Below are 21,942 nucleotides of genomic sequence, written 5' to 3' on the forward strand. Positions count from 1 at the left end.
TGGCCATGACGAGGAGGGGATCGATGGAAACCGGCTTCAAGCGCGCCCGCACGGGCACCACCGCACGCATCCTGGGCCTGGCCGTGGCCGCGCTGCTGCTGGCGGCATGCAACCGCGAACCGGCGACGCAGGCCGCGGCGGCCGCGGGCACGGAGGTGGCGCCCGTGTACTTCGACTGGTTCGAGTACACCGGACGCGACGCCGCCTTCGAGGCGCCGCTGCCGGAAGGGCACTTCCGCAACCCGGTGCTGGCCGGCTTCCACTCCGATCCCAGCGTCACCGCCGCCAACGGCAGGTTCTACCTGGTCGCCTCGACCTTCGCCTTCTTCCCCGGCATCCCGGTGTTCGAGAGCGAGGACCTGGTGCACTGGAAGCAGGTGGGCAACGCGATCCATCGCCCCGGCCAGCTCGACTTCGACGGCCTGGGCCTGTCGCGTGGCGTGTTCGCGCCGGCGATCGAGTACCACGACGGCACCTTCTACGTGGTCAACACCTCGGTCGACGCTGGTGGCAACTTCTTCGTCACCGCCAAGGACCCGGCCGGCCCGTGGTCGGATCCGGTATGGCTGCCGACCATCGGCGGCATCGATCCCTCGCTGTTCTTCGACGACGACGGCAAGGTCTACATCCTCAACAACGACGAGCCGGAAGTGCCGGTGCGCTACGACGGCCACCGCGCGATCTGGCTGCAGGAGATCGACATCGCCAGCGGCAAGCCGTTCGGTCCGCGCAAGGTGCTGATCGATGGCGGGGTGAAGCCGGAAGAGAACCCGATCTGGATCGAAGGCCCGCACATCTACAAGGTGGACGGCTGGTACTACCTCAGCGACGCCGAGGGCGGCACCGGCCCGCAGCATTCGCAGGTGGTCCTGCGCAGCCGCGACGTGTGGGGTCCGTACGAGCCCTATGCCGGCAACCCGATCCTGACCCAGCGCGACCTCGACCCCGGGCGTCCGCTGCCGGTGACCAACGCCGGCCACGCCGACCTGGTGCAGGGTCCGGACGGCAGCTGGTGGGCGACCTTCCTGGCCAGCCGCAACTACGGCGTGGACCACTACAACACCGGGCGCGAAGCCTTCCTGCTGCCGGTGACCTGGAAGGACGGCTGGCCGGTGATCCTGCCGCACGGCGAGAAGATCCCGTACGTGCTGCCGGGCCCGTCCTTCATGAAGAAGCCGGCCGACCAGGCGCCGATGACAGGCAACTTCACCTGGCGCGACGAGTTCGACACGGTCGAGCTCGGCAAGGGCTGGATGACCCCGCGCGTGCCGAAGACGCAGTGGTACGACGGCAGCGCCCGTCCGGGCTGGCTGGCGATCACGCCGTTGCCGGAGCGGCTGGACGCGAAGACCAACATGGCCTTCTACGCGCGTCGCCAGCAGCACCAGGTGTTCGAGGCCAGCACCGCGATGGAGCTGCCGGCGCCGGGCGTGGCCGCCGGCCTGGCCGCGTTCCAGGGCGACGACTACTGGTACTTCCTCGGCGTGCGTCGCGACGGCGGCGAGGGCGGCGAGGTGTTCCTGGAGAAGAAGGCCGGCGAGGGCGACGTCGAGACGGTCGCGCGGCAGCCGATCGCCGCGGCGGAACAGCTGGTCCTGCACGTCGAGGGCAACGAGGGCGCCTACGCCTTCGGCTTCGACGCCGGCGACGGCAAGGGCGTGCAGTGGCTGGTGCGCGACGTCGACGGAACCATCCTCAGCACCGATGTGGCCGGCGGCTTCGTCGGCACGACCCTCGGTCCGCACGCACGCCTGGAAGGCGCGCGCTGACCTCGACGAACGACAGCCCCGACCTGCACGCCAGAAGGAGCAAGCGATGAGCCCCAACCACGCACGTCCCCGCAAGCACCCCGCCGCCACGCCGGCCCGCGACGCGCTGCGCCGCCGCCTGCTCGCGCGCGGCTGCGCCGTGGCCCTGGCGGCGTTGCCGTGGATGGCGGTGCAGGCCGAGGAAGCGCGGCCCTGGCTGGACACCTCGCTGGGCTTCGAGGAACGCGCCGCCGCGCTGGTGGCGCGGATGACCCTGGAGGAGAAGGCCGCGCAGATGCAGAACGACGCGCCGGCGATCGAGCGCCTGGGCGTGCCGCAGTACGACTGGTGGAACGAGGCCCTGCACGGCGTCGCCCGCGCCGGCGGCGCGACCGTGTTCCCGCAGGCGATCGGCATGGCGGCCAGCTTCGACGTGCCGCTGATGGACCAGGTCGCCGCGGCGATCAGCGACGAGGCCCGCGCCAAGCACCACGAGTTCGCCCGCAAGGGCCAGCGCGGCCGCTACCAGGGCCTGACCTTCTGGTCGCCCAACATCAACATCTTCCGCGACCCGCGCTGGGGCCGCGGCCAGGAGACCTACGGCGAGGACCCGTACCTGACCGCGCGCATGGGCGTGTCCTTCGTGCGCGGCCTGCAGGGCATGGATCCGCGGACCGGGCAGCCGCTGGATCCGAAGTACCGCAAGCTCGACGCCACCGCCAAGCACTTCGCCGTTCACAGCGGCCCGGAGGCCGACCGTCACACCTTCGACGTGCATCCCTCGAAGCAGGACCTCTACGACACCTACCTGCCGGCATTCGAGGCGCTGGTGAAGGAGGCCGACGTGTACGCGGTGATGGGCGCCTACAACCGCGTCTACGGCGAGTCGGCCAGCGCCAGCCGCTTCCTGCTGCGCGACCTGCTGCGCACGCAGTGGGGTTTCGACGGCTACGTGATGTCCGACTGCTGGGCGATCGTGGACATCTGGAAGAACCACAGGATCGTGGCCACGCCGGAGGAAGCGGCGGCGCTGGCGGTGAAGAACGGCACCGAGCTCAACTGCGGCAGCACCTACGCCCAGCACCTGCCGGTGGCGGTGAAGAAGGGCCTGATCAGCGAGGCCGAGCTGGACGATGCGCTGACCCGGCTGTTCGTGGCGCGCATGCGCCTGGGCATGTTCGACCCGCCGGAACAGGTCAAGTGGGCGCAGGTCCCGCCCTCGGTGAACCAGTCGGCCGAACACGACGCGCTGTCGCGGAGGATGGCGCAGGAATCGCTGGTGCTGCTGAAGAACGACGGCGTGCTGCCGCTGTCGAAGGACATCCGCCGCCTGGCGGTGGTCGGCCCGACCGCCGACGACACCATGGCCCTGCTCGGCAACTACTACGGCACGCCCGCCGACCCGGTGACCATCGTGCGCGGCATCCGCGAGGCGGCGCCGGGGGTTGACGTGGTCTACGCGCGCGGCGTCGACCTGGTCGAAGGCCGCGACGATCCGGCGGCCACGCCGCTGGTCGAGCCGCAGTACCTGCGTCCGGAACCGGGCTCCAGCGAGCGCGGCCTGCGCGGCGAGTACTTCCGCAACAAGGACCTGTCCGGCGAGCCGGTGCTGGTGCGGGTGGATCCGCAGATCGCGTTCCGCTGGGACCGCGGTTCGCCCACCGACAACCTGATGGCGCGCGGCGAGGCCGGCCCGGACAACGCCGTGCCCAACGACGGCTTCAGCATCCGCTGGAGCGGCCAGCTGCTGTCGCCGGTGAGCGGCCAGTACCGGCTGGAGGCCGCGGCCAACGACGGCATGCGCCTGTACCTGGACGGCAAGCTGCTGATCGACCACTGGGAAGACGCCGAGCGCCTGCGCGCGGACAGCGTCACCGTCGAGCTGGAGGCCGGCCGCGCCTACGACATCCGCCTGGAGTACTACGAGAACGAGCGCGATTCGGCGGTGCGCCTGGCCTGGGCGCAGCCGGGCGCGCAGCCGCCGTTCGAGCAGGCGCTGGAAGCGGCGCGCAGCGCCGACGCGGTGGTGTTCGTCGGCGGCCTGACCGGCGATGTCGAAGGCGAGGAGATGCGCGTCGACTACCCGGGCTTCGCCGGCGGCGACCGCACCGACATCCGCCTGCCCGCCACCCAGCAGAAGCTGCTGGAGGCCGTGCACGCGACCGGCAAGCCGGTGGTGCTGGTGCTGACCACCGGCTCGGCGCTGGGCGTGGACTGGGCGAAGCGGAACCTGCCGGCGATCCTGGTCGCCTGGTATCCGGGCCAGCGTGGCGGCAACGCCGTGGCCGACGTGCTGTTCGGCGACTACAACCCGGCCGGCCGCCTGCCGGTGACCTTCTACAGCGCCGACGAGAAGCTGCCGCCGTTCGACGACTACGCGATGAAGGGTCGCACCTACCGCTACTTTGGCGGCGAGCCGCTGTACCCGTTCGGCCATGGCCTGTCGTACACGCGCTTCGGCTACTCGGGGCTGGCGCTGGATCGCAGGCGCACCGCCGCGGACGAGCCGGTACGGGTCGAAGTCACGGTGAAGAACGAGGGCCAGCGCGCCGGCGACGAGGTCGTGCAGCTGTACGTGCGCGGGCCGCAGCGCGAGGGCGCGCCGCTGAAGGAGCTGCGCGGCTTCCAGCGCGTGCACCTGCAGCCGGGCGAGTCGCGCAAGGTCGGGTTCGTGCTCGATCCGGCCCGCGACCTGCGCCATTACGACACCGCCGCGTCCGCCTACGTGGTCGCACCCGGCGAGTACGAGATCCAGGCCGGCGCCTCCAGCGCCGACATCCGCGCGCGCACCACCCTGGCGGTCACGCGCGACTGAGGCGTTCCACCCGTCCGTTTCTCTCTCCGGGGCGGACGGTATTGGCGAGGCGGGGTCGACGGCAACTCCCAGGGTCGCCGGCCCCGCCGAGCCTTCTTCCACCACAGGACACGCATGGCATCCCCCGTTCCCGCCATCCGCCGGTTGTCCGATGGAACCCTGGCCGCACTGCCGGCCGGGGTGGCCGTGCCCGCCTACGATCGCGCCAGCACCTCGATCGGCATCGTCCACTTCGGCCCCGGTGCGTTCCATCGCGCGCACCAGGCGGTGTACATCGACGACCTGCTGGCGGGCGATCCTGATTGGGCGATCTGCGCGGTTTCGCTGCACAGCGCCGGCGTACGCGACGCACTGCGCCCGCAGGACGGGCTGTACACGCTGGCCCTGCTCGGCGAACGCGAGCGGCTGCGCGTGGTCGGCTCGATCCGCGAGGTGCTGTGCGCGCCGCAGGAGCGCGAGGCGGTGCTGGCCCGGCTGGCCGACCCCGGGGTACGGCTGGTGACCCTGACCATCACCGAGAAGGGCTACTGCCTGTCGGCGGACGGCGTCGACCTGGCGCATCCGGACATCGCCGCCGACCTCGCCAGCCCGCGCACGCCCGGCAGCGCGATCGGCTGGCTGGTCGAAGGCCTGCGCCTGCGCCGCGGGCGCGGCGTGGCGCCGTACACCGTGCTCAGCTGCGACAACCTCGCCGACAACGGCGGCCGCCTGCGCCGCGCGGTGCTGCAGTACGCGCGGCAGCTCGACGCAGGGCTTGCCGGCTGGATCGAGGCCGAGGTCGCGTTCCCGCGCTCGATGGTCGACAGCATCACCCCGGCCAGCGACGACGCCCTGCGCGAACGCGTCTCCGCGCGCCTGGGCGTGGACGATGCCTGGCCGGTGCAGCGCGAGCCGTACACGCAATGGGTGGTGGAGGACGATTTCCGCAACGGGCGCCCGCCGCTGGAACGCGCCGGCGTGGTGCTCAGCGCCGACATCGCCGGCTACGACCGCGCCAAGCTGCGCCTGCTCAACGCACCGCATTCGACGCTGGCCTACCTCGGCTCGCTGCTGGAGCTGGACACCGTGGCCGAGGCGATGCGCGAGCCGTGCCTGGCGGCCTTCGTCGAGCGGCTGATGCGCGAGGACATCGTGCCCAGCCTGCCGACGCTGGACGGCTTCGATCCGGAGGCCTACGTCGAAGCGATCCTCGAGCGCTTCCGCAATCCCGCCATCCGCCACCTGCTGGCGCAGATCGCCTGGGACGGTTCGCAGAAGCTGCCGGTGCGCCTGCTCGGCACGATTGCCGAGGCGCTGGACGCGGGACGGCCGATCGCACGGCTGTGCGTGCCGGTGGCCGGCTGGATGTGCTTCGTCCGCCGCCAGGCCACGCGCGGCATCGCCCTCGTCGATCCGCTGGCCGACGCGCTGGCGCGACTCGGGCGCGCCTGTAGCGGCGATCCGGTGCGCGACGTGGAGGCTTTCCTGCGCCTGGACAGCGTGTTCGGTGCGCTGTCGGGCGAACCGCGTTTCGTCCACGCGCTGCGCGCCGCCTACGCCCGGCTCGGCGACGCCCTGCCGGGCGCCGTGGCCGCGGCGTTGGCCGACGAGGGCGGCGTGCAATGAATCCCGTTTCCCGCCATCGCCGCCGGGAGTTCCCGCTGCGGTCCTGACCGTCCCGTCCTCTCGTTCGTGGAGCCTGCCATGCCTGCGTACCTGACCCGCCACGGCACTGCCGATGGACCACGCTGGGCACTCGACGGCTATTACCTGCCGGCGGACTTCAGCCTGGGCGCCTGGCTGGCGCGGCCGCTGGACGAGGCCTACGCCTGGCTGGCGGCGCAGCCGCTCGGCGATGCCGCCGATGCGCCGCTGCTGGCGCCGATCGAGGACGCGCAGGAAGCCTGGGCCAGCGGCGTCACCTACCTCAGCAGCCGCATGGCGCGCGAGGCCGAGTCGCAGAGCGCCGACGTGTACCAGAAAGTCTACGGCGCCGAGCGGCCCGAGCTGTTCTTCAAGGCCAACGGATGGCGCGTGCGTGGCCACGGCCAGCCGATCCGCATCCGCGGCGACAGCGGCTGGAACGTGCCGGAGCCGGAGCTGGTGCTGCTGCTGGATGCCACCGGCGCGATCCGCGGGCACGCCGTGGGCAACGACGTGTCCTCGCGCAGCATCGAGGGCGAGAACCCGCTGTACCTGCCGCAGGCCAAGGTCTACGACGGCGCCTGCGCGATCGGCCCGGGGATCGCGCTCGGCAGGGCGGACGAACTGCGCGACCTGCCGGTGACGCTGCGGATCGAGCGGGCCGGCGCCGCCGTGTTCGCCGGGGAGACCCGCACCTCGCAGATCAAGCGCGGCCTGGAGGAACTGGCCGGCTTCCTGTTCCGCGAGCTCGCGTTCCCGCAGGGCGCGTTCCTGTTCACCGGCACCGGCATCGTGCCCGGCGAGGACTTCACCCTGCAGGCCGGCGATGTGGTCCGCATCGGCATAGGCGGACTGGCGCTGGAGAACCCGGTGTCATGAGCAGCCGCGAAGCCGGCATCGAGGCGATCCTCGGCGATGGCGGCGCGCTGGCCAGCACGCGCACCTCCGGCGCGGGCCCGGTCGGCTCGCTGCCGATCGACGCGCGCATGCTGCGCGAGGCGCCCAGCGGCGACCTGTTCGGCCTGACCCAGAACGCCGGCATGGGCTGGCGCGCCAGCGAGGTCGCGCGCGATCCCTACCTGATCGTCAGCACCCAGGGCGGCCTGCGCGCCGAAGACGGCCAACTGCTGGCGCTGGGCCTGCATACCGGCCACTGGGAAATCGACCGGCTGGTGCGCGCCGCCGCCGAGACCTTCAGTGCGCACGGCGGCCTGCCGTTCTCGGTGATGTGCTCGGACCCGTGCGACGGCCGCACCCAGGGCACGACGGGCATGTTCGACAGCCTGCCGTACCGCAACGACGCGGCGTTGGCGATGCGCCGGCTGATCCGTTCGCTGCCCACGCGCCGCGGCGTGCTCGGCGTGGCCACCTGCGACAAGGGCCTGCCGGCGATGATGCTGGCACTGGCCGGTTGCGGCGACCTGCCCGGCGTGGTCGTGCCCGGCGGTGTGACCCTGCCGGCGCGCGGCGCCGAGGATGCCGGCAAGGTCCAGACCATCGGCGCGCGCTTCGCCCATGGCCTGATCGACCTCGAACACGCCGCGGCGATGGGCTGCCGTGCCTGCGGTTCGCCCGGCGGCGGCTGCCAGTTCCTCGGCACCGCGGCGACCTCGCAGGTGGTCGCCGAAGCGCTGGGAATCGCCCTGCCGCACAGCGCGCTGGCGCCTTCGGGCGAACCGGTGTGGAGCGACATGGCGCGGCGCTCGGCGCTGGCGCTGATGCGGCTGGCGGGGCAGGGCACGCCGTTGTCGGCGATCCTCACCTCGAAGGCGGTCGAGAACGCGATGCTGGTGCATGCCGCGTTCGGCGGTTCCACCAACCTGCTGCTGCACGTGCCGGCGATCGCGCATGCCGCCGGGCTGCCGCGGCCGACCGTGCAGGACTGGATCGCCGCCAACCGCGCCACGCCGCGGCTGGTCGACGCGCTGCCCAACGGCCCCCGCCACCACCCGACCGTGCAGGTGTTCATGGCCGGCGGCGTGCCCGAGGTGATGCTGCACCTGCGCGCCATGGGCCTGCTGCACCTGGACGTACCGACGGTGAGCGGGCAGACGCTCGGCGAGAACCTGGCGTGGTGGGAGCACAGCAGCGCCCGCGCCGCGGCACGCGCGCGCCTGTGCGAACTCGATGGCGTCGATCCCGACCAGGTGATCATGGGACCGGACGCCGCGCGCGCGGCCGGGATGACCGCCGCGCTGGTGTTCCCGGTCGGCAACCTCGCCCCGGACGGCGCGGTGATCAAGGCCACCGCCATCGACCCGACCGTGGTCGACGCCGACAACGTGTACCGCCACACAGGGCCTGCGCGCGTGTCCGCCGGCGAGCACGAGGCGATCCGCGCGATCAAGAGCCAGGGCGAGGACGCGGTGCGCGCCGGCGACGTGGTCGTGCTGGCCGGCTGCGGCCCGGCCGGCACCGGCATGGAGGAAACCTACCAGCTCACCTCGGCGCTGAAGTACCTGCCCTGGGGCAAGCACGTACCGGTGCTGACCGACGCGCGCTTCTCCGGGGTGTCCACCGGCGCCTGCATCGGCCACGTCGGGCCGGAAGCGCTGGCCGGCGGTCCGATCGGCCGCCTGCGCGATGGCGATATCGTGCGCATCGAGATCGACCGCAACACCCTGGAAGGGCGCATCGACTTCATCGGCTCGGATCCCGACCGGCCGTTGCCGGTGGAGGAGGCGGCCGCGCTGCTGGCCGCGCGTGCACCGCACCCGGCGATCGCGCCGCATCCGCGCCTGCCGGCCGACACGCGGCTGTGGGCCGCGCTGCAGGACGCCAGTGGCGGCACCTGGGGCGGCTGCGTGTACGACGTCGACGCCATCGTCGAGACCCTGCGCGCCGGGCGCGAGGCGCTGGCGCGGCGCCGCACGGAGGCGGGGGACGACTGACGCCATGGCCGGCGCGCGCGCCGGAACCGCCACCGCGCGCCGGCACCGGCCGGCCGTGGACCACCGAACCTGGAGCGGAGTTGCTGGATGGTCACGTTCCTCGTCATCGCCGCCGCCATCGCGCTGCAGATCTTCCTGACTGCGCGCAAGCTCAGCCCGTTCCTGTCGCTGCTGGTGGTGGCCATCCCGATGGGACTGGCGCTGGGCATCGCCCCGCAGGACCTGCTGAAGACCATCGACGCCGGCGTGGGCAGCACGCTTTCCGGGCTGGCGCTGGTGATCGTGCTCGGCGCGATCCTCGGCAAGGTGCTGGAGGAAAGCGGCGCGGCGGAGAAGATCGCCGCGACCCTGATCGGCCGCTTCGGCGAGGGCAACATCCAGTGGGCGCTGCTGCTGACCGGCTTCCTGGTCGGCATCCCGCTGTACTTCAACGCCGGCTTCATCATCCTGGTGCCGCTGATCTTCTCGCTGGCGCGGCAGACGGGGTTGCCGGTCCTCTACCTGGCCATTCCCACGGTGGCTTCGCTCAGCACCACGCACTGCTTCCTGCCGCCGCATCCGGGGCCGGTCGTGCTGGTCAACGCCTTCGGCGCCGACATGGGCCGCACCCTGCTGTACGGCATCGTCATGGCGATGCCGGCGGTGGTCTTCGCCGGGCCGTTCCTGGGCCGGCGCATGCAGGGGATCAATCCGCCGCTGCCGGACCTGTTCACCTCGACGACGCTGCACAAGGAACTGCCCGGTGCGTGGTGCTCGTTCCTGGTCGCGCTGTCGCCGGTGCTGCTGATCAGCGTGTCGGTGGCGGCCGATGCGCTGCTGCCGGAAGGGCGGGTGCGCACGGCCCTGCTGTTCCTGGGCAATCCCACCGTGGCGCTGCTGATCTCGACCCTGGCCGCGTTCTGGTGGCTGGGCTACCGGCGCGGCGTCGGCCTGGGCGAGCAGACGCGCTGGCTCAACGCGGCGATCTCCGGCATCGCGGTGATCCTGCTGATCATCACCGCCGGCGGCGTGTTCAAGCAGGTGCTGGTGGACAGCGGCGTCGGCGCGCGGATCGCGGCGCTCAGCGCCACCTGGCAGATGCCGCCGCTGGTGTTCGCCTGGCTGGCCACCGCGGTGCTGCGGGTGATGATCGGCTCGGCGACCGTGGCGGTGATCACCGCCGCCGGCGTGGTCGGCCCGCTGGTCGGCACCTCCGGGGCTTCGCCGGAACTGATGGTGCTGGCGGTCGGCGCAGGCAGCGTGTTCGGCTCGCACGTGAACGATTCGGCGTTCTGGATGTTCAAGGAGTTCTTCAACCTGTCGATGAAGCAGACCTTCGCCTCGTGGACGGTGATGGAGTCCTCGATCTCGTTGGTCGGCCTGGCCGGCGTGCTGCTGCTGGACCTGGTGCTGCGCTGACGCGGCCGCGTTCACGGACGCACCACGGCGGCGGGGCCACCCTGCGGCTCACGCCCGCAGGAGCAGGACCATGAGCGACGACAGGAACAATCCGGGCCGGCCCGACCGCGACCGCATCAACCTCAACGAGGACTACGAGGTCCGCTACTGGACCGAAGCCCTGGGCGTGAGCGAGCAGGAACTGCGCGATGCCGTGCAGGCGGTGGGTTCGACCGCGGAGGCAGTGCGGCGCCATCTCGGCAAGTAGGCGCGATGAGCCTGGTCGACTACCGGCGCAAGCGCAGCTTCGACCGGACCCGCGAGCCCGAGCCTGGCAAGCCGCTGCCGAAGGGCAAGCGCGCGATCTTCGTCGTCCAGCTGCACCACGCCTCGCGCCGGCACTACGACTTCCGCCTCCAGGTGGGCGACGCGCTCAAGAGCTGGGCCGTGCCGAAGGGCCCGAGCTATGACCCGGATGTGAAGCGGATGGCGGTCGAGGTGGAAGACCATCCGGTCGACTACGCCGGGTTCGAGGGCGAGATCCCGAAGGGCCAGTACGGCGGCGGCCACGTCGCGCGCTTCGACCAGGGCGTGTGGTCCACCGAGGGCGATCCGGAAGCGCAGCTGGCCAAGGGCCACCTGCGCTTCGAGCTGTTCGGCGACAAGCTCAAGGGCGGCTGGCACCTGGTGCGCTCGGGCAAGCCGGCGAAGCAGCCGCAGTGGCTGCTGTTCAAGGACAAGGACGCGTACGCTGGCAAGCTCGAAGCCGACGACCTGCTCGCCGATGTCGCCGCGCCGCCGCCGGAGGACGCGAAGCGCGCCGGCAAGGGCAAGGAGCGCCGGAAGAAGCTGGCCACGGTGCCGGTGCGCAAGGGCCGTCGCAGGGACTGGGCGAAACGGGCGAAGGCGCTGGAAGGCGCGCGCGCCGCGGCGGCTCCCGATGGCCCGTTCGAACCGCAGCTGGCGCGGCTGGGCGACGCGCCGCCGCAGGGCGGGCAGTGGCTGCACGAGCTCAAATGGGACGGCTACCGGATCCTGGCCACGGTGCGCGAGGGCGAGGTGCGCCTGTGGTCGCGCAACGCGCTGGAATGGACCGCGAAGATCCCCGACATCCGTGCCGCGGTCGAGGCGCTAGGCCTGAAGTCGGCGGCGCTGGACGGCGAGCTGATCGCCGGCCGCGGCAGCCGCGAGGATTTCAACCTGCTGCAGTCCACGCTCTCGGGCGAACGCCAGGGCATGCTGTCCTACGTGCTGTTCGACCTGATCCACCTCGACGGCATCGACATTTCGCGCGCGCCGCTGGCCGGACGCAAGGCGCTGTTGCAGGAACTGCTGCAGGGCGCGCCCGCGCACATGGCCTACAGCTCGCATGTCGAAGGCGACGGCGACGAGGCCTATCGCGCGGCCGGCGAGCAGCACTTCGAAGGCATCATCTCCAAGCGCGCCGACCGCCCGTACCACTCCGGCCGCGGCGACGACTGGCGCAAGACCAAGCTGCTGGCCAGCGACGAGTTCGCGGTGGTCGGTTACACCGCACCGAAAGGCTCGCGCACCGGCTTCGGCTCGCTGCTGCTGGCCAGGCCCGATCCGGAGCACGGCTGGCGCTACGTGGGCCGCGTCGGCAGCGGCTTCAATGACGCGACGATGCGCGAGGTGACGGCGAAGCTGGCCAGGGGCGGCAGCAGGACACCGACCGCCTTCGTGGGGACCACCGACACCGACCTGCGCAGCGCCACCTGGTTCAAGCCGCGCTTCGTGGTCGAGGTGTTCTACCGCGGCATCGGCCGGCAGGAGCTGCTGCGCCAGCCCTCGCTGAAGGCGGTGCGCTCCGACAAGTCCGTGGCCGACCTGGCGGACAGCGACCGGGCGCCGGCGCCGGAGGCGGCCGGGAGGACCGCGAAGAAGGCGGCGACGAAGAAGGGCACCACGAAACGCGCGACAAAGCAGGACAACGGGCGCGACCTGCCGAAGCTTTCCAGCCCGACCAAGATCCTGTTCCCCGATATCCGCGCCACCAAGCAGGACGTGTGGGACTACTACGAGGCGGTGGCCGACCACCTGCTGCCGGAAATCGCCGGCCGTCCACTGTCGATCATCCGCTGCCCGGAAGGCACGGCGAAATCCTGCTTCTTCCAGAAGCACCACACCGCTGGCCTGGAGCGGGTGTCCTCGGTGCGGCTGAAGGAGGAGGGCGGCAACAACGCGTACTACCTGGTGGTCGAGGACCTGGTCGGGCTGATGGAGCTGGTCCAGTTCAACGCGCTGGAGTTCCATCCCTGGGGCGCGCATGCCGCCGACCCGGACCGCGCCGATCGCGTGGTGTTCGACCTGGACCCGGGGCCGGACGTGCCCTTCGCCGAGGTGAAGCGCGCGGCGTCGGACATCCGCAAGCTGCTGGCGAAGCTGGAACTCGAGAGTTTCCTGCGCGCGTCCGGCGGCAAGGGCCTGCACGTGGTGGTGCCGCTGAATCCCGGCTGCGACTGGAACCTCACCCGCCGCTTCGCCCACGGCTTCGCCGACGCGCTGGCGAGATCGGAGCCGGACCGCTTCCTCGCCACCGCGACCAAGAGCCGCCGCAACCGCCGCATCTTCGTCGACTACCTGCGCAACGGCCGCGGCGCCACCGCGGTGGCCTCGTACTCCCTGCGCGCGCGCGAAGGCGCACCCGTGGCCATGCCGCTGTCATGGAGCGAGCTGGCGAAACTTCAGCGCGCCAACGCCTTCACCATGAAGGACGTGCCGGCGAGACTGCGACGCCGGCGCAAGGATCCGTGGGAAGGGATCGACGCGATCCGGCAGAACCTTTCGCGGTGGGCGGAAGAGGACTGACGCTGCGGTGTCGTGGTGAGGGTCGCAGGGTCGCGGTTCCGCCTGGAAATCGGCGCGTGCCCGACCGCAGCGTCACCGGGACCCTGAAGCGGTCCAGGGTGATGCCTTCCATCAGCGTCGAGCTGTGGACGGAGATGGCTAGTCGCCCCGAATGCAAAGGCCCGAGCAACAGCAACAGCATTGGGGGCGCGGGCTCCGGTCGGGGCCGCCGCCCCAAGGGGGTATGGCGCATCGCGCGGTTCCGCGTCCTGCTCCAACACGCGAGCGCAGCACATCCATGTGCCGCTTGCGCCATACCCCCTTGGGACGACGTCCTCGGGGCGCGTTGAGGCCGAGCTTCTATTGGCGGCGTGAAAAGCCCCTCTCCCCCCGGGAGAGGGGTTGGGGAGAGGGTAGGTATTCCGACGCCGCTGGGTTCCGGCCCAGCACCCCCGACCCCGCTCCCGGAGGGTGCAAAGAGCGAAGCCACGACCCTGAAGCGCCGAAAGACGCGGTAGCGCGGGGATATGGCGCAAGCACGCCATGGATGGCATGCGTTCGCAGACGCTGGGGGAGCGGTGAGGTAGTTGGCGCGTGGCGACGCGCCAGTCGTCGCCAGCGCCATGGTTCATTCCCGGCGCGGACGGCGGAACCGCGCGATGCGCCATACCCCCGTNCTGCCGCGGCTCCCGCCGAAGCCGACCGCTGGAAAGGTGCGCGTTCACCACATGCCGATCTCTGGATGCGCTTCGCTTATCCGGGCTACGGGTGGCGTGGAGGTGTGGACGTGCCAGCGCCGTCGGTCGCCCGACCCTCACCCCGCCCCTCTCATGGAAGGAGAGAAGGAACGCTTGTCAGTCCTCCAGCGACGCCTGCAATGCCGTCGCCAGTGCCGCGTCGCCGCTGACCAGTTCGGTCCAGCCGAGCGTCAGGCCCTTGCGCCGGCCCTTGGGCACCAGCTTCAGGCCCTGCGGATCGATGGTGAGCGTGTAGGCCTGGCCTTCGATGTTGATTTCGCGGCGCAGCGGCCGGTCCAGCAGAACGGTCATGGCGTGCCTCCGTTGACCGGGCGGCGCGGGCGTACCGAGACATGCGGATGGTCCGGGACGTGCCAGCGCCAGGGAAAGTCCATCGCCCGGCTGATGCCGATGCGTGGACCGATGGCCGGATGACGCGGCGGCGGCGTGCCGTCGCTGACGATGCAGAGGCCCTGGTCGCCTTCGACCAGGTCCGCTCCGTCGAATTCGCGGGTGATGCCGAAAGCCTGCGACAGCTTGCCCGGGCCGCTGGCCAGGTCGCGATCCACGCGCGCACGCGGGCGTGCCGCGCGCATCGCCTCGGTGCCGGATACCGGCTCGCCCGCGCGCAGCAGCACGCCCATGCCTTCGCCGACCTCGCCGCACACCGCATTGCTGCCCCAGTGCATCCCGTAGGTGAAGTACACGTACAGGTGGCCGGCCTCGCCGAACATGGTCGCGTTGCGCGCGGTACGGCCACGGAATGAATGCGCTGCCGGATCCTCGCTGCCGGCGTAGGCCTCGACTTCGACGATGCGCGCCGCGCGCCCGTCCGCGCGCCAGAGGATCTTGTTCAGCAGTTCAGGCGCGACCTCGGCCGGGTGGCGCCGGTAGAAGTCGCGCTCCAGCACGCGCCAGCGGGCCGCGCCGGCGGGCCCGGCGAACGAGTGCATTGCGTGGGGACCGGGCCGGTGCTCGTCGCGCATGTGCACCGGATAACACCGCCGTCGCGAGTGCCGCGTCAAGCGCGGCGGTGGCGCCGGTTCAGGCTGCCGGCAGGTACAGGCTGGCGCAGGCCCCGCCGTCCGCGCGGTTGCCGAGCGTCGCGCGGCCGCCGTGGAGGTCCGCCACCTCGGCGACGAAACACAGGCCCAGCCCGCTGCTGCGGTGCGCGCCGTCCGGGCGCGGCAACGAGTAGAAGCGCTCGAACACCCGCTCCAGCGCATAGTCCGGCACGCCGGGGCCGCGGTCGAGCACGTGCAGCACGACCTCCTCCCCCTCCCTCGAGGCTTCCAGCTCCAGCTCGCTGCCCGCAGGCGCGAAACCCGAGGCGTTGTCGAGCAGGTTCTCCAGCGCCTGGCGCAGCAGGAACGCATCGCCGGCCACGATCAGGTCGCTGTCGATCCGCGTGCGCAGGCGTTGCCCGCGCGCCTCCAGCACCGGCTGCATGCCGGCGGCCGCGGCTTCCAGCAGCCCGGCCACCGGCACCGGCGCGACCGTTTCCAGCGCCTGCCGGTGCTCGACCGCGGCCAGCGCCAGCATCCGCGCGACCATGCGCGTCAGCCGTTCGCCCTGTTCGCGCACGGTGCCGGCGAAGCGCTCGCGGTCCGCCGGATCCAGCGGTCCTTCCAGCAGCTCGGCGCTGGCGTGGATCGCCGCCAGCGGGCTCTTCATCTCGTGGGTGAGCTCCTGCACGTAACGCTCGACGTACTGCTTGCCTTCCAGCTGCACGCGCATGCTTTCCATTGCCTGGCCAAGCTCGGCGAACTCGCCGCGCAGCGCCGGTAGCGGCGTGCGCTCGCCCGCGGTGGCCGCGCGTGCGTAGCCGCGCAGCGCGCCCAGCTGGCGCGACAGCCAGGCCGCGGTGACGATGCCGACCAGCAAGGCGACGCCGAGCAGGGCGATGCCCCAGTACAGGACGGTGCGTCGGCTGCGCTCGATGAACGGTGCCAGCACGCTGTTGGGCTTGGCCACGGTCAGCACGCCGACGATGGCGCCGGCCTCGTCGTGGATCGGCGCGGCCACGTGCATGACCGAGGACTCCGGATGCGCAGGGTCCTCGGCGGTGGAGCGCGCGCCGTAGCGCCCGCGCAGGGTCAGGTGGACGTCGTTCCAGCGCGAGTAGTCGCGGCCCACGTCGCGGCCGGCGCTGTCGAACACGACGGTGCCGCGCGCGTCGGTCACGTAGATGCGGTACGCGGTGGCGCGCTTGGGGAAGCCCCAGATCTCCGCGCCGGGGTCGCGGCCCTGCATCGAGCGCACGTGCGCGGCGAAACGGCCGTCGGCGATGCGTCCGGCGAGCAGGTCGTCGCTGGCCAGCGCGGCCAGCACGTTGGCCGTGTCGACCAGGGTGTCCTCCATCGCCTGGCGCACGCCCGGCTTCACCTGGGCCATGAACACCTGGCCCAGCAGCACCGCGGCCAGGCCGACGATGGCGAAGTAGCCCAGCAGGATCCGCGCGCCGGTGCGCACCTCAGCCCACCCGCAGCGAATAGCCCAGGCCGCGCCGGGTCTGGATCGGATCGGCGCCGGGCTCGATCTCGCGCAGCTTGGCGCGCAGGGTCTTGATGTGGGTGTCGATGGTGCGGTCGGAGCTGTTGCTGTCCGCGCCCCAGACCCGGTCCATCAGCTGGGCGCGGGTCAGGATCGCGCCGGGCCGCGCCAGCAGCGCGGCGAGCAGGGCGTATTCGTAGCGGGTGAGTTCCAGCGCCTGGCCGCGGTAGAACACGCGGTGGCCGGCGACGTCGTGGCGGAACGCGCCGCCGGAGGCGCCGCCGCCGCCGCCGGCGCGACGCAGCACCGCGTGCACCCGCGCCACCAGTTCGCGCGGCGAGAACGGCTTGGTCACGTAGTCGTCCGCGCCCAGCTCCAGCCCGAACACCCGCTCCGGCTCCGAGCCGCGCGCGGTCAGGAAGATCACCGGCAGGTCGTGCTGCCGCCGCAGCTGCCGGCACAGGGCGTAGCCGTCCATGTCCGGCAGGCCGACGTCGAGGATGGCCAGGTCGAAGTGCCGGGTGGCCGCCAGCGACAGCGCCTGCTGGCCGGCCAGGGCGTGCACGGTGTCCAGGCCGTCGGCGCGCAGCGCGAACTCGACCGCCTGCGCGATCGCGCCTTCGTCCTCGACCAGCAGTACCTGCGCCATCGCCACCTCCCGCGTGGCGACAGTCTAGCCGCCACCCGTGGTCCGGACGACCGCACCGGCTTCGCCTCCGCTTCATATCCAGCACACAGAACGCGGCCACGCTTGCGCGGCGGTACCGTTGGGCCCCACGGCGCGGTCCATGACACGACGAAGGAGAAGGCACATGGCGGCAGCGGCCGGCAATCGCGGGAGAGGAACGGGTTCCTGGTGGCGGTTCTTGATGTGGGGTGGTGCGGCGGGACTGCTGGCGCTGCCCTGGGTGGCGATGCGTTTCACCCGCGAGTTCGACTGGGGCGCGCTCGATTTCCTGGTGTTCGGCGCGATGCTGGCCGTGGCCTGCGGCGGCTTCGAGGTCGCGGTGCGCCTGGGACGGCACTGGGCCTACCGCGCCGGCGCGGCGGTGGCGATCCTGGCCGGGTTCCTGCTGGTGTGGGTGAACCTGGCGGTGGGCCTGATCGGCGACGAGGGCAATCCTGCGAACCTGGCGCACGCGGTGGTGCTGCTGGTGGCGGTGGGCGGGGCGCTGTTGGCCAGGTTCGGCGCCTGCGGGCTGGCGCGGGTCATGGTCGCCACGGCGGTGGCGCAGGGGCTGACCGTGCTGCTGGCATTGATGGTCGGGCGGCCGCTGGAGGCGGTGCTGACCGCGTTCTGGGTCGGGATGTGGCTGCTGTCGGCGGGACTGTTCGCCCTCGCCGCCGGGACGGAGCAACCCCTGTAGAGCGGGGCCTGCCCCGCTCCCCGGGCCGGTAGACCCGCGAACCGCAAGAGCAGCGGGGCAAGCCCCGCTCTAAAGGGGCAGCTTCGCGATCAGGGAGGCGACGCGGACGGCGACCGGAAGCTCAGTCCCTGCCGGCGGCGACGTCGAGTACGGCGCGCAGCGCCGGCTTGGGCTGGTACTGGCGGTCGAACAGCAGCGGGTAGTTGGTGCGGTTGGGGATGGGATAGCCGTTCTTCCACGACATCGCATCGTGCACGCCCCAGACGCTGACCCGGTGCAGCTTGTCGCTGCGGTCGCGGAACACGCGGAACAGCTCGGCGTAACGCGCGGCCAGCTGCTGCTGCACCTCGTCGGGCAGGCCGTCGCGGTACGGGTCGAGGAAGCGCTTGAATTCCGGCAGCTGGAACTGCGGGTGCATCATGCCCTGCCCGATGATCTGCCCCTCCTTCGTCAGCGGCAGCACGTCCACGTCCAGTTCGGTGATCATCACCTTCAGGCCCAGCGCGGCGTAGGCGTCGATCGCCGCCTCGATGTCGGCGGTGGACGGATAGTCCAGGCCCCAGTGGCCCTGGATGCCGATGCCGTCGATGCGGATGCCGTGGGCCTGCAGCATCTTCACCATGCGCACGATGCCGTCGCGCTTCTCCGGGCGCCAGGCGTTGAAGTCGTTGTAGTACAGCTCGGCATCCGGCGCGTAACGGGCGGCGAAGGTGAAAGCCAGGCGGAGCAGTTCGTCGCCGTCGCCGATGCCCTCGACCCACTTCGTCGGCCGGTACCGGCCGTCCTCGCCGATCTGCTCGTTGACCACGTCCCAGGCGTGCACGCGCCCGGCGTAGCGCCCGGCCACCTGTTCGATGTACCCGCGCATGCGCTCCACCAGCGCCTCGCGGCCGACCGGCGTGCCGTCCTCGCGCTGGAAGAACCAGTCCGGGGTCTGGTTGTGCCAGACCAGGGTGTGGCCGACGATGAACATGCCGTGTTTCCCGCCGAATTCGACGAAGGCGTCGGCGGCGGCGAAGTCGTAGACGCCCGGTTCCGGGTTGACCACCTCGGCCTTCATCACGTTCTCGGCGGTGATCGCGTTGAAGTGCAGCGGCACCAGCGCCTGCGCCCGCGCGTCGCGACCGGAGACGATGTCGTCGTTGACCGCGGTACCGAGCAGGAAGTGCTCGGCGAAGGCGGCCTTCAGCGTGGCCGGCGGAGGCGCCGCGCGCCCGGCGGGCGTGGCGGCCATGGCCAGGCCGGCGACCAGGGTCAGGATCGGGATGCGCATGGTTCGCTCCTCAGGGCACGGCCTCGGCCGGCGTGGTGGTGATGGTGACGCGGGCGCCCTGCAGCGTCCCGGACCGGGCGTGCAGGGTGACCTGCCCGGGCTGGCCGTCGATGCCGCGGACGATCGCCAGCGCCAGGCCGGAAAAGGCCTGGCGGCGCGGCGAGGGGAAGGCGACCAGGTCGCTGGGATCGCCGTTGTCGGTGGCCACCAGCACGCCCGGGCCTTCGACCTGGAACTCGATCGCGTCGTCCGCGGTTGGCACCAGGCGGCCTGCGGCGTCGAGCACGCGCACGGTGACGAAGGCCAGGTCGCGGCCGTCGCCGGCGATGCGCGCGCGGTCCGCTTGCAGCGCCAGCCGCGCGGGCGCGCCGGCGGTTTCGACGCGGGTTTCCGCCCACGGCCTGCCGTCGCGCCAGGCCTGCACGCGCAGTTCGCCGGGCTGGTAGACCACCTCGTCCCAGCGCAGCCGGTACTCGTACTGGCCCTTCTTCTTCCGCCCCTGCGAGACGCCGTTGACGAACAGCTCGGCCTCGTCGCCGGAGGTGAACACGTGTACCGGCGTGACCTGGCCTTCGCGGCCCGGCCAGGTCCAGTGCGGCAGCACGTGCACCATCGGCAGGTCGGGCCGCCAGCGCGACTGGTAGAGGAAGTAGCGGTCCTTGGGGAAGCCGGCCAGGTCGATGATGCCGGTGTAGGAGCTGCGCGCCTCGTAGTACGGCGTCGGTTCGCCCAGGTAGTCGAAGCCGTTCCAGACGAACTCGCCGGCCACGTAGGGATGCCGGTCCAGCGTGGCGAACACCTTGTCGGCGCTGGCCCCGAAGTCCACCGCGTGCAGTTCGTACGCGCTGACCTGGCGCAGGCGCGAGTCGCCGCCGCTGCCGTCGCGGATCGGCGCGCTCTGCTTCGGCGTCACCGGGAACAGGTAGATGCCGCGGCTGCTGGCGGCCGAGGCGGTTTCGCTGCCGAAGATCACCTTGTCGGGGAAGGTGGCGCGGAAGGCGGGATAGGAAGGCGGGGTACGGATGCGTTCGGTGCCCTCGAACTCCGGCTCCTGGCGGATGCCCTCGCCCTGGTAGTTGAGGTTGACCACGTCGAACGCGGTGGGGAAGGGCATGTCCGCCTTGGCCCAGTTCATCGATGCGGTGGTGGGGCGGGTGGGATCTTCCTCGCGGGCGATCCGTACCAGCCGCCGGGCGAGGGCGGCGCCGGCCTCGCCGTCGTACTGCTCGCCGACCTCGTTGCCCACGCTCCACAGGAAGATCGAGGGATGGTTGCGGTCGCGGCGCAGCATCGCGCGCAGGTCGGCCTCGTGCCACTCGGGGAAGACCAGGTGGAAGTCCAGCGGCGTCTTCTTCTTTTCCCAGGAATCGAAGATCTCGCCGATGACCAGGAAGCCCATCGCGTCGGTGAGTTCGAGCAGCCGCGGATCGGGCGGGTTGTGCGCCAGGCGGATGGCGTTGACGCCCATGCCGCGCAGGATCTCCAGCTGGCGTTGCGCCGCGCGCCGGTTGAAGGCCGCGCCCAGCGCGCCGAGGTCGTGGTGCTGGTTCACCCCGCGCAGCGGGATGTGCTCGCCGTTGACCACCACGCCCCGGTCCGGGTCGAACTCCAGGCGGCGGATGCCGAAGCGGGTTTCGTAACGGTCCAGCACGCGGCCGTCCTGGCGCACGGTGGTGGCGGCGACGTAGCGGTGCGGCTGCTGCCTGGGCGGCGGGCCCCACAGCCGCGGGCGGGCTATGCGCGCGCTGGCGCGGGTGGTGCCGGTGCCGCCGGCGTCGATCTCCAGCGACGCGGGCGCGAAGCGGGCGACCGCTTTGCCCGTCGGCCTGCCATCGGCACCCAGCGCGAACAGCTCGCTTTCCACCTGCACGCGCAGCAGTGCGTCGCTGGTGTTGTCGACTTCCACGCACAGCCGCACTTCCGCCGCTTCGGCCGACACTTCCGGCGTGGTGACGGTGGTGCCCCACTGCGCCACGTGCACCGGCGGGGTGGTCACCAGCCACACGTCGCGGTAGAGGCCGCCGCCGGGATACCAGCGGGCCGACTCCGGCGGGTTGTCCAGGCGGATCGCCAGGGTGTTGCGCCCGCCGGCTTCCACGTACGGGGTGAGGTCCACGCGCCAGCTGTTGTAGCCATAGGGCCAGCCGCCGACCAGCTGGCCGTTGAGCCAGACCGTGGCGTAGGACATGGCGCCGTCGATGTCCAGGTACACGCGGCGCCCGCGCTGGCTGGCGGGAATGTCGAGGTCGCGCCGGTACCAGCCCACGCCCCAGCTCGGCAGCCGGCCCATGCCGCCGTAAGGGCCCTCGGCGATGAAGGGGCCGGCGATGGCCCAGTCGTGCGGCAGGGTGACGGTTTCCCAGCCGCTGTCGTCGTAACCGGGCTGCAGGAACGGGATGTCGCCCACCTGCGGCGGCGTGGCGGGTCGCTCGTGGCGTGCCGCCAGATCGCGGATGAAGCGGTTGGCGGTGGGCAGGATCCACGGCTTGAGCACGGGCCGGTCGGCCTGCACCCGCACCGCTTCGTCCGGGCGTGCGTCGGCCACCCTGCCGTCGGCGCTGGCTTCGACCTGCGGGCGGACGTCGTAGTCCAGGCGTCCTTCCACGCCCGGCGGATCGCCGCGATGGAAGCGCCAGCCCTGGTCGAGGCGGATGCGTTCGCGCGGCGCCGGTTCGGTGGCCGCCACCGGCAGGCCAGCGGCCAGGACCGCCAGGCCAAGCAGGAGCGCGGCGAGGCGGCGCGGGCGATGCCGCGGGCGCGGCAGGGTCTCGGTCGTCATGCAGGCAACTCCACGGCGGCGGGCGCGGGAT

15 protein-coding genes are annotated in these 21,942 nt (G+C 71.8%); 9 read left to right on the forward strand and 6 right to left on the reverse strand.

Annotation, left to right across the window (positions count from 1 at the left end):
- The first annotated feature begins 23 nt into the window (after nucleotides 1–23).
- From M503_RS0113585 to ligD, 8 genes are all read left to right on the forward strand, one after another.
- A complete protein-coding gene (locus tag M503_RS0113585; protein WP_051414634.1) occupies nucleotides 24–1,769 on the forward strand; it encodes a glycoside hydrolase family 43 protein in 1,746 nt (581 codons plus the stop codon).
- Between the two features lie 46 nt (nucleotides 1,770–1,815).
- Nucleotides 1,816–4,563, forward strand: coding sequence for a glycoside hydrolase family 3 protein (locus M503_RS0113590; protein WP_081721057.1), 2,748 nt, complete (start codon nucleotides 1,816–1,818; stop codon nucleotides 4,561–4,563).
- A 114-nt stretch (nucleotides 4,564–4,677) separates the two neighbouring features.
- Nucleotides 4,678–6,168 carry a mannitol dehydrogenase family protein gene (locus M503_RS0113595; RefSeq protein WP_028918793.1) on the forward strand — a complete coding sequence of 497 codons (1,491 nt, stop codon included), beginning with the start codon at nucleotides 4,678–4,680 and terminating at the stop codon, nucleotides 6,166–6,168.
- Nucleotides 6,169–6,246: 78 nt separating this feature from the next.
- The gene (locus M503_RS0113600) at nucleotides 6,247–7,065 is read left to right on the forward strand and encodes a fumarylacetoacetate hydrolase family protein (protein ID WP_028918792.1); all 819 of its coding nucleotides are present in this window, start codon (nucleotides 6,247–6,249) and stop codon (nucleotides 7,063–7,065) included.
- Nucleotides 7,062–9,077 carry a YjhG/YagF family D-xylonate dehydratase gene (locus M503_RS0113605; protein ID WP_028918791.1) on the forward strand — a complete coding sequence of 672 codons (2,016 nt, stop codon included), beginning with the start codon at nucleotides 7,062–7,064 and terminating at the stop codon, nucleotides 9,075–9,077. The genes M503_RS0113600 and M503_RS0113605 overlap by 4 nt, the downstream gene beginning before the upstream one ends.
- Before the next feature lie 87 nt (nucleotides 9,078–9,164).
- Nucleotides 9,165–10,475: a gluconate:H+ symporter gene (locus M503_RS0113610; protein ID WP_028918790.1), complete on the forward strand. Its 1,311-nt coding sequence runs from the start codon at nucleotides 9,165–9,167 to the stop codon at nucleotides 10,473–10,475.
- A 70-nt stretch (nucleotides 10,476–10,545) separates the two neighbouring features.
- Nucleotides 10,546–10,722, forward strand: a complete 177-nt coding sequence (locus tag M503_RS17215) for a DUF3606 domain-containing protein (protein ID WP_081721058.1) — start codon at nucleotides 10,546–10,548, stop codon at nucleotides 10,720–10,722.
- Between the two features lie 5 nt (nucleotides 10,723–10,727).
- Nucleotides 10,728–13,283 (forward strand): DNA ligase D, encoded by a 2,556-nt coding sequence (gene ligD / locus M503_RS0113620; RefSeq protein ID WP_028918789.1) that lies wholly within the window; start codon nucleotides 10,728–10,730, stop codon nucleotides 13,281–13,283.
- 833 nt (nucleotides 13,284–14,116) lie between these two features.
- On the opposite strand, the gene M503_RS0113625 is transcribed toward ligD, so the two are convergent.
- From M503_RS0113625 to creB, 4 genes are all read right to left on the reverse strand, one after another.
- Nucleotides 14,117–14,311: a hypothetical protein gene (locus M503_RS0113625; protein ID WP_024867504.1), complete on the reverse strand. Its 195-nt coding sequence runs from the start codon at nucleotides 14,309–14,311 to the stop codon at nucleotides 14,117–14,119.
- Entirely contained in the window at nucleotides 14,308–14,952 is a 645-nt protein-coding gene (locus tag M503_RS0113630) for a DNA-3-methyladenine glycosylase (protein ID WP_051414636.1), read from the reverse strand. The genes M503_RS0113625 and M503_RS0113630 overlap by 4 nt, the downstream gene beginning before the upstream one ends.
- Nucleotides 14,953–15,043: 91 nt before the next feature.
- The gene (creC, locus tag M503_RS0113635; RefSeq protein WP_028918787.1) at nucleotides 15,044–16,471 is read right to left on the reverse strand and encodes a two-component system sensor histidine kinase CreC; all 1,428 of its coding nucleotides are present in this window, start codon (nucleotides 16,469–16,471) and stop codon (nucleotides 15,044–15,046) included.
- Nucleotide 16,472: 1 nt separating this feature from the next.
- Entirely contained in the window at nucleotides 16,473–17,141 is a 669-nt protein-coding gene (gene creB, locus M503_RS0113640) for a two-component system response regulator CreB (protein ID WP_037061497.1), read from the reverse strand.
- Nucleotides 17,142–17,361: 220 nt separating this feature from the next.
- On the opposite strand from creB, the gene M503_RS0113645 reads away from it, so the two are divergent.
- A complete protein-coding gene (locus M503_RS0113645) occupies nucleotides 17,362–17,859 on the forward strand; it encodes a hypothetical protein (RefSeq protein WP_197017236.1) in 498 nt (165 codons plus the stop codon).
- A gap of 121 nt (nucleotides 17,860–17,980) precedes the next feature.
- Here the strand turns inward: M503_RS0113645 and M503_RS0113650 are convergent, their stop codons facing one another.
- Together M503_RS0113650 and galB are read right to left on the reverse strand one after the other, a co-directional pair.
- Nucleotides 17,981–19,132, reverse strand: a complete 1,152-nt coding sequence (locus tag M503_RS0113650) for an endo-1,4-beta-xylanase (RefSeq protein WP_028916820.1) — start codon at nucleotides 19,130–19,132, stop codon at nucleotides 17,981–17,983.
- Between the two features lie 10 nt (nucleotides 19,133–19,142).
- Nucleotides 19,143–21,911: a beta-galactosidase GalB gene (gene galB / locus M503_RS0113655; protein WP_081721060.1), complete on the reverse strand. Its 2,769-nt coding sequence runs from the start codon at nucleotides 21,909–21,911 to the stop codon at nucleotides 19,143–19,145.
- Nucleotides 21,912–21,942 lie beyond the last annotated feature (31 nt).

Origin of the sequence: Pseudoxanthomonas suwonensis J47, from assembly GCF_000513955.1 — a bacterium.
In the GTDB taxonomy this organism is placed as follows: domain Bacteria; phylum Pseudomonadota; class Gammaproteobacteria; order Xanthomonadales; family Xanthomonadaceae; genus Pseudoxanthomonas; species Pseudoxanthomonas suwonensis_C.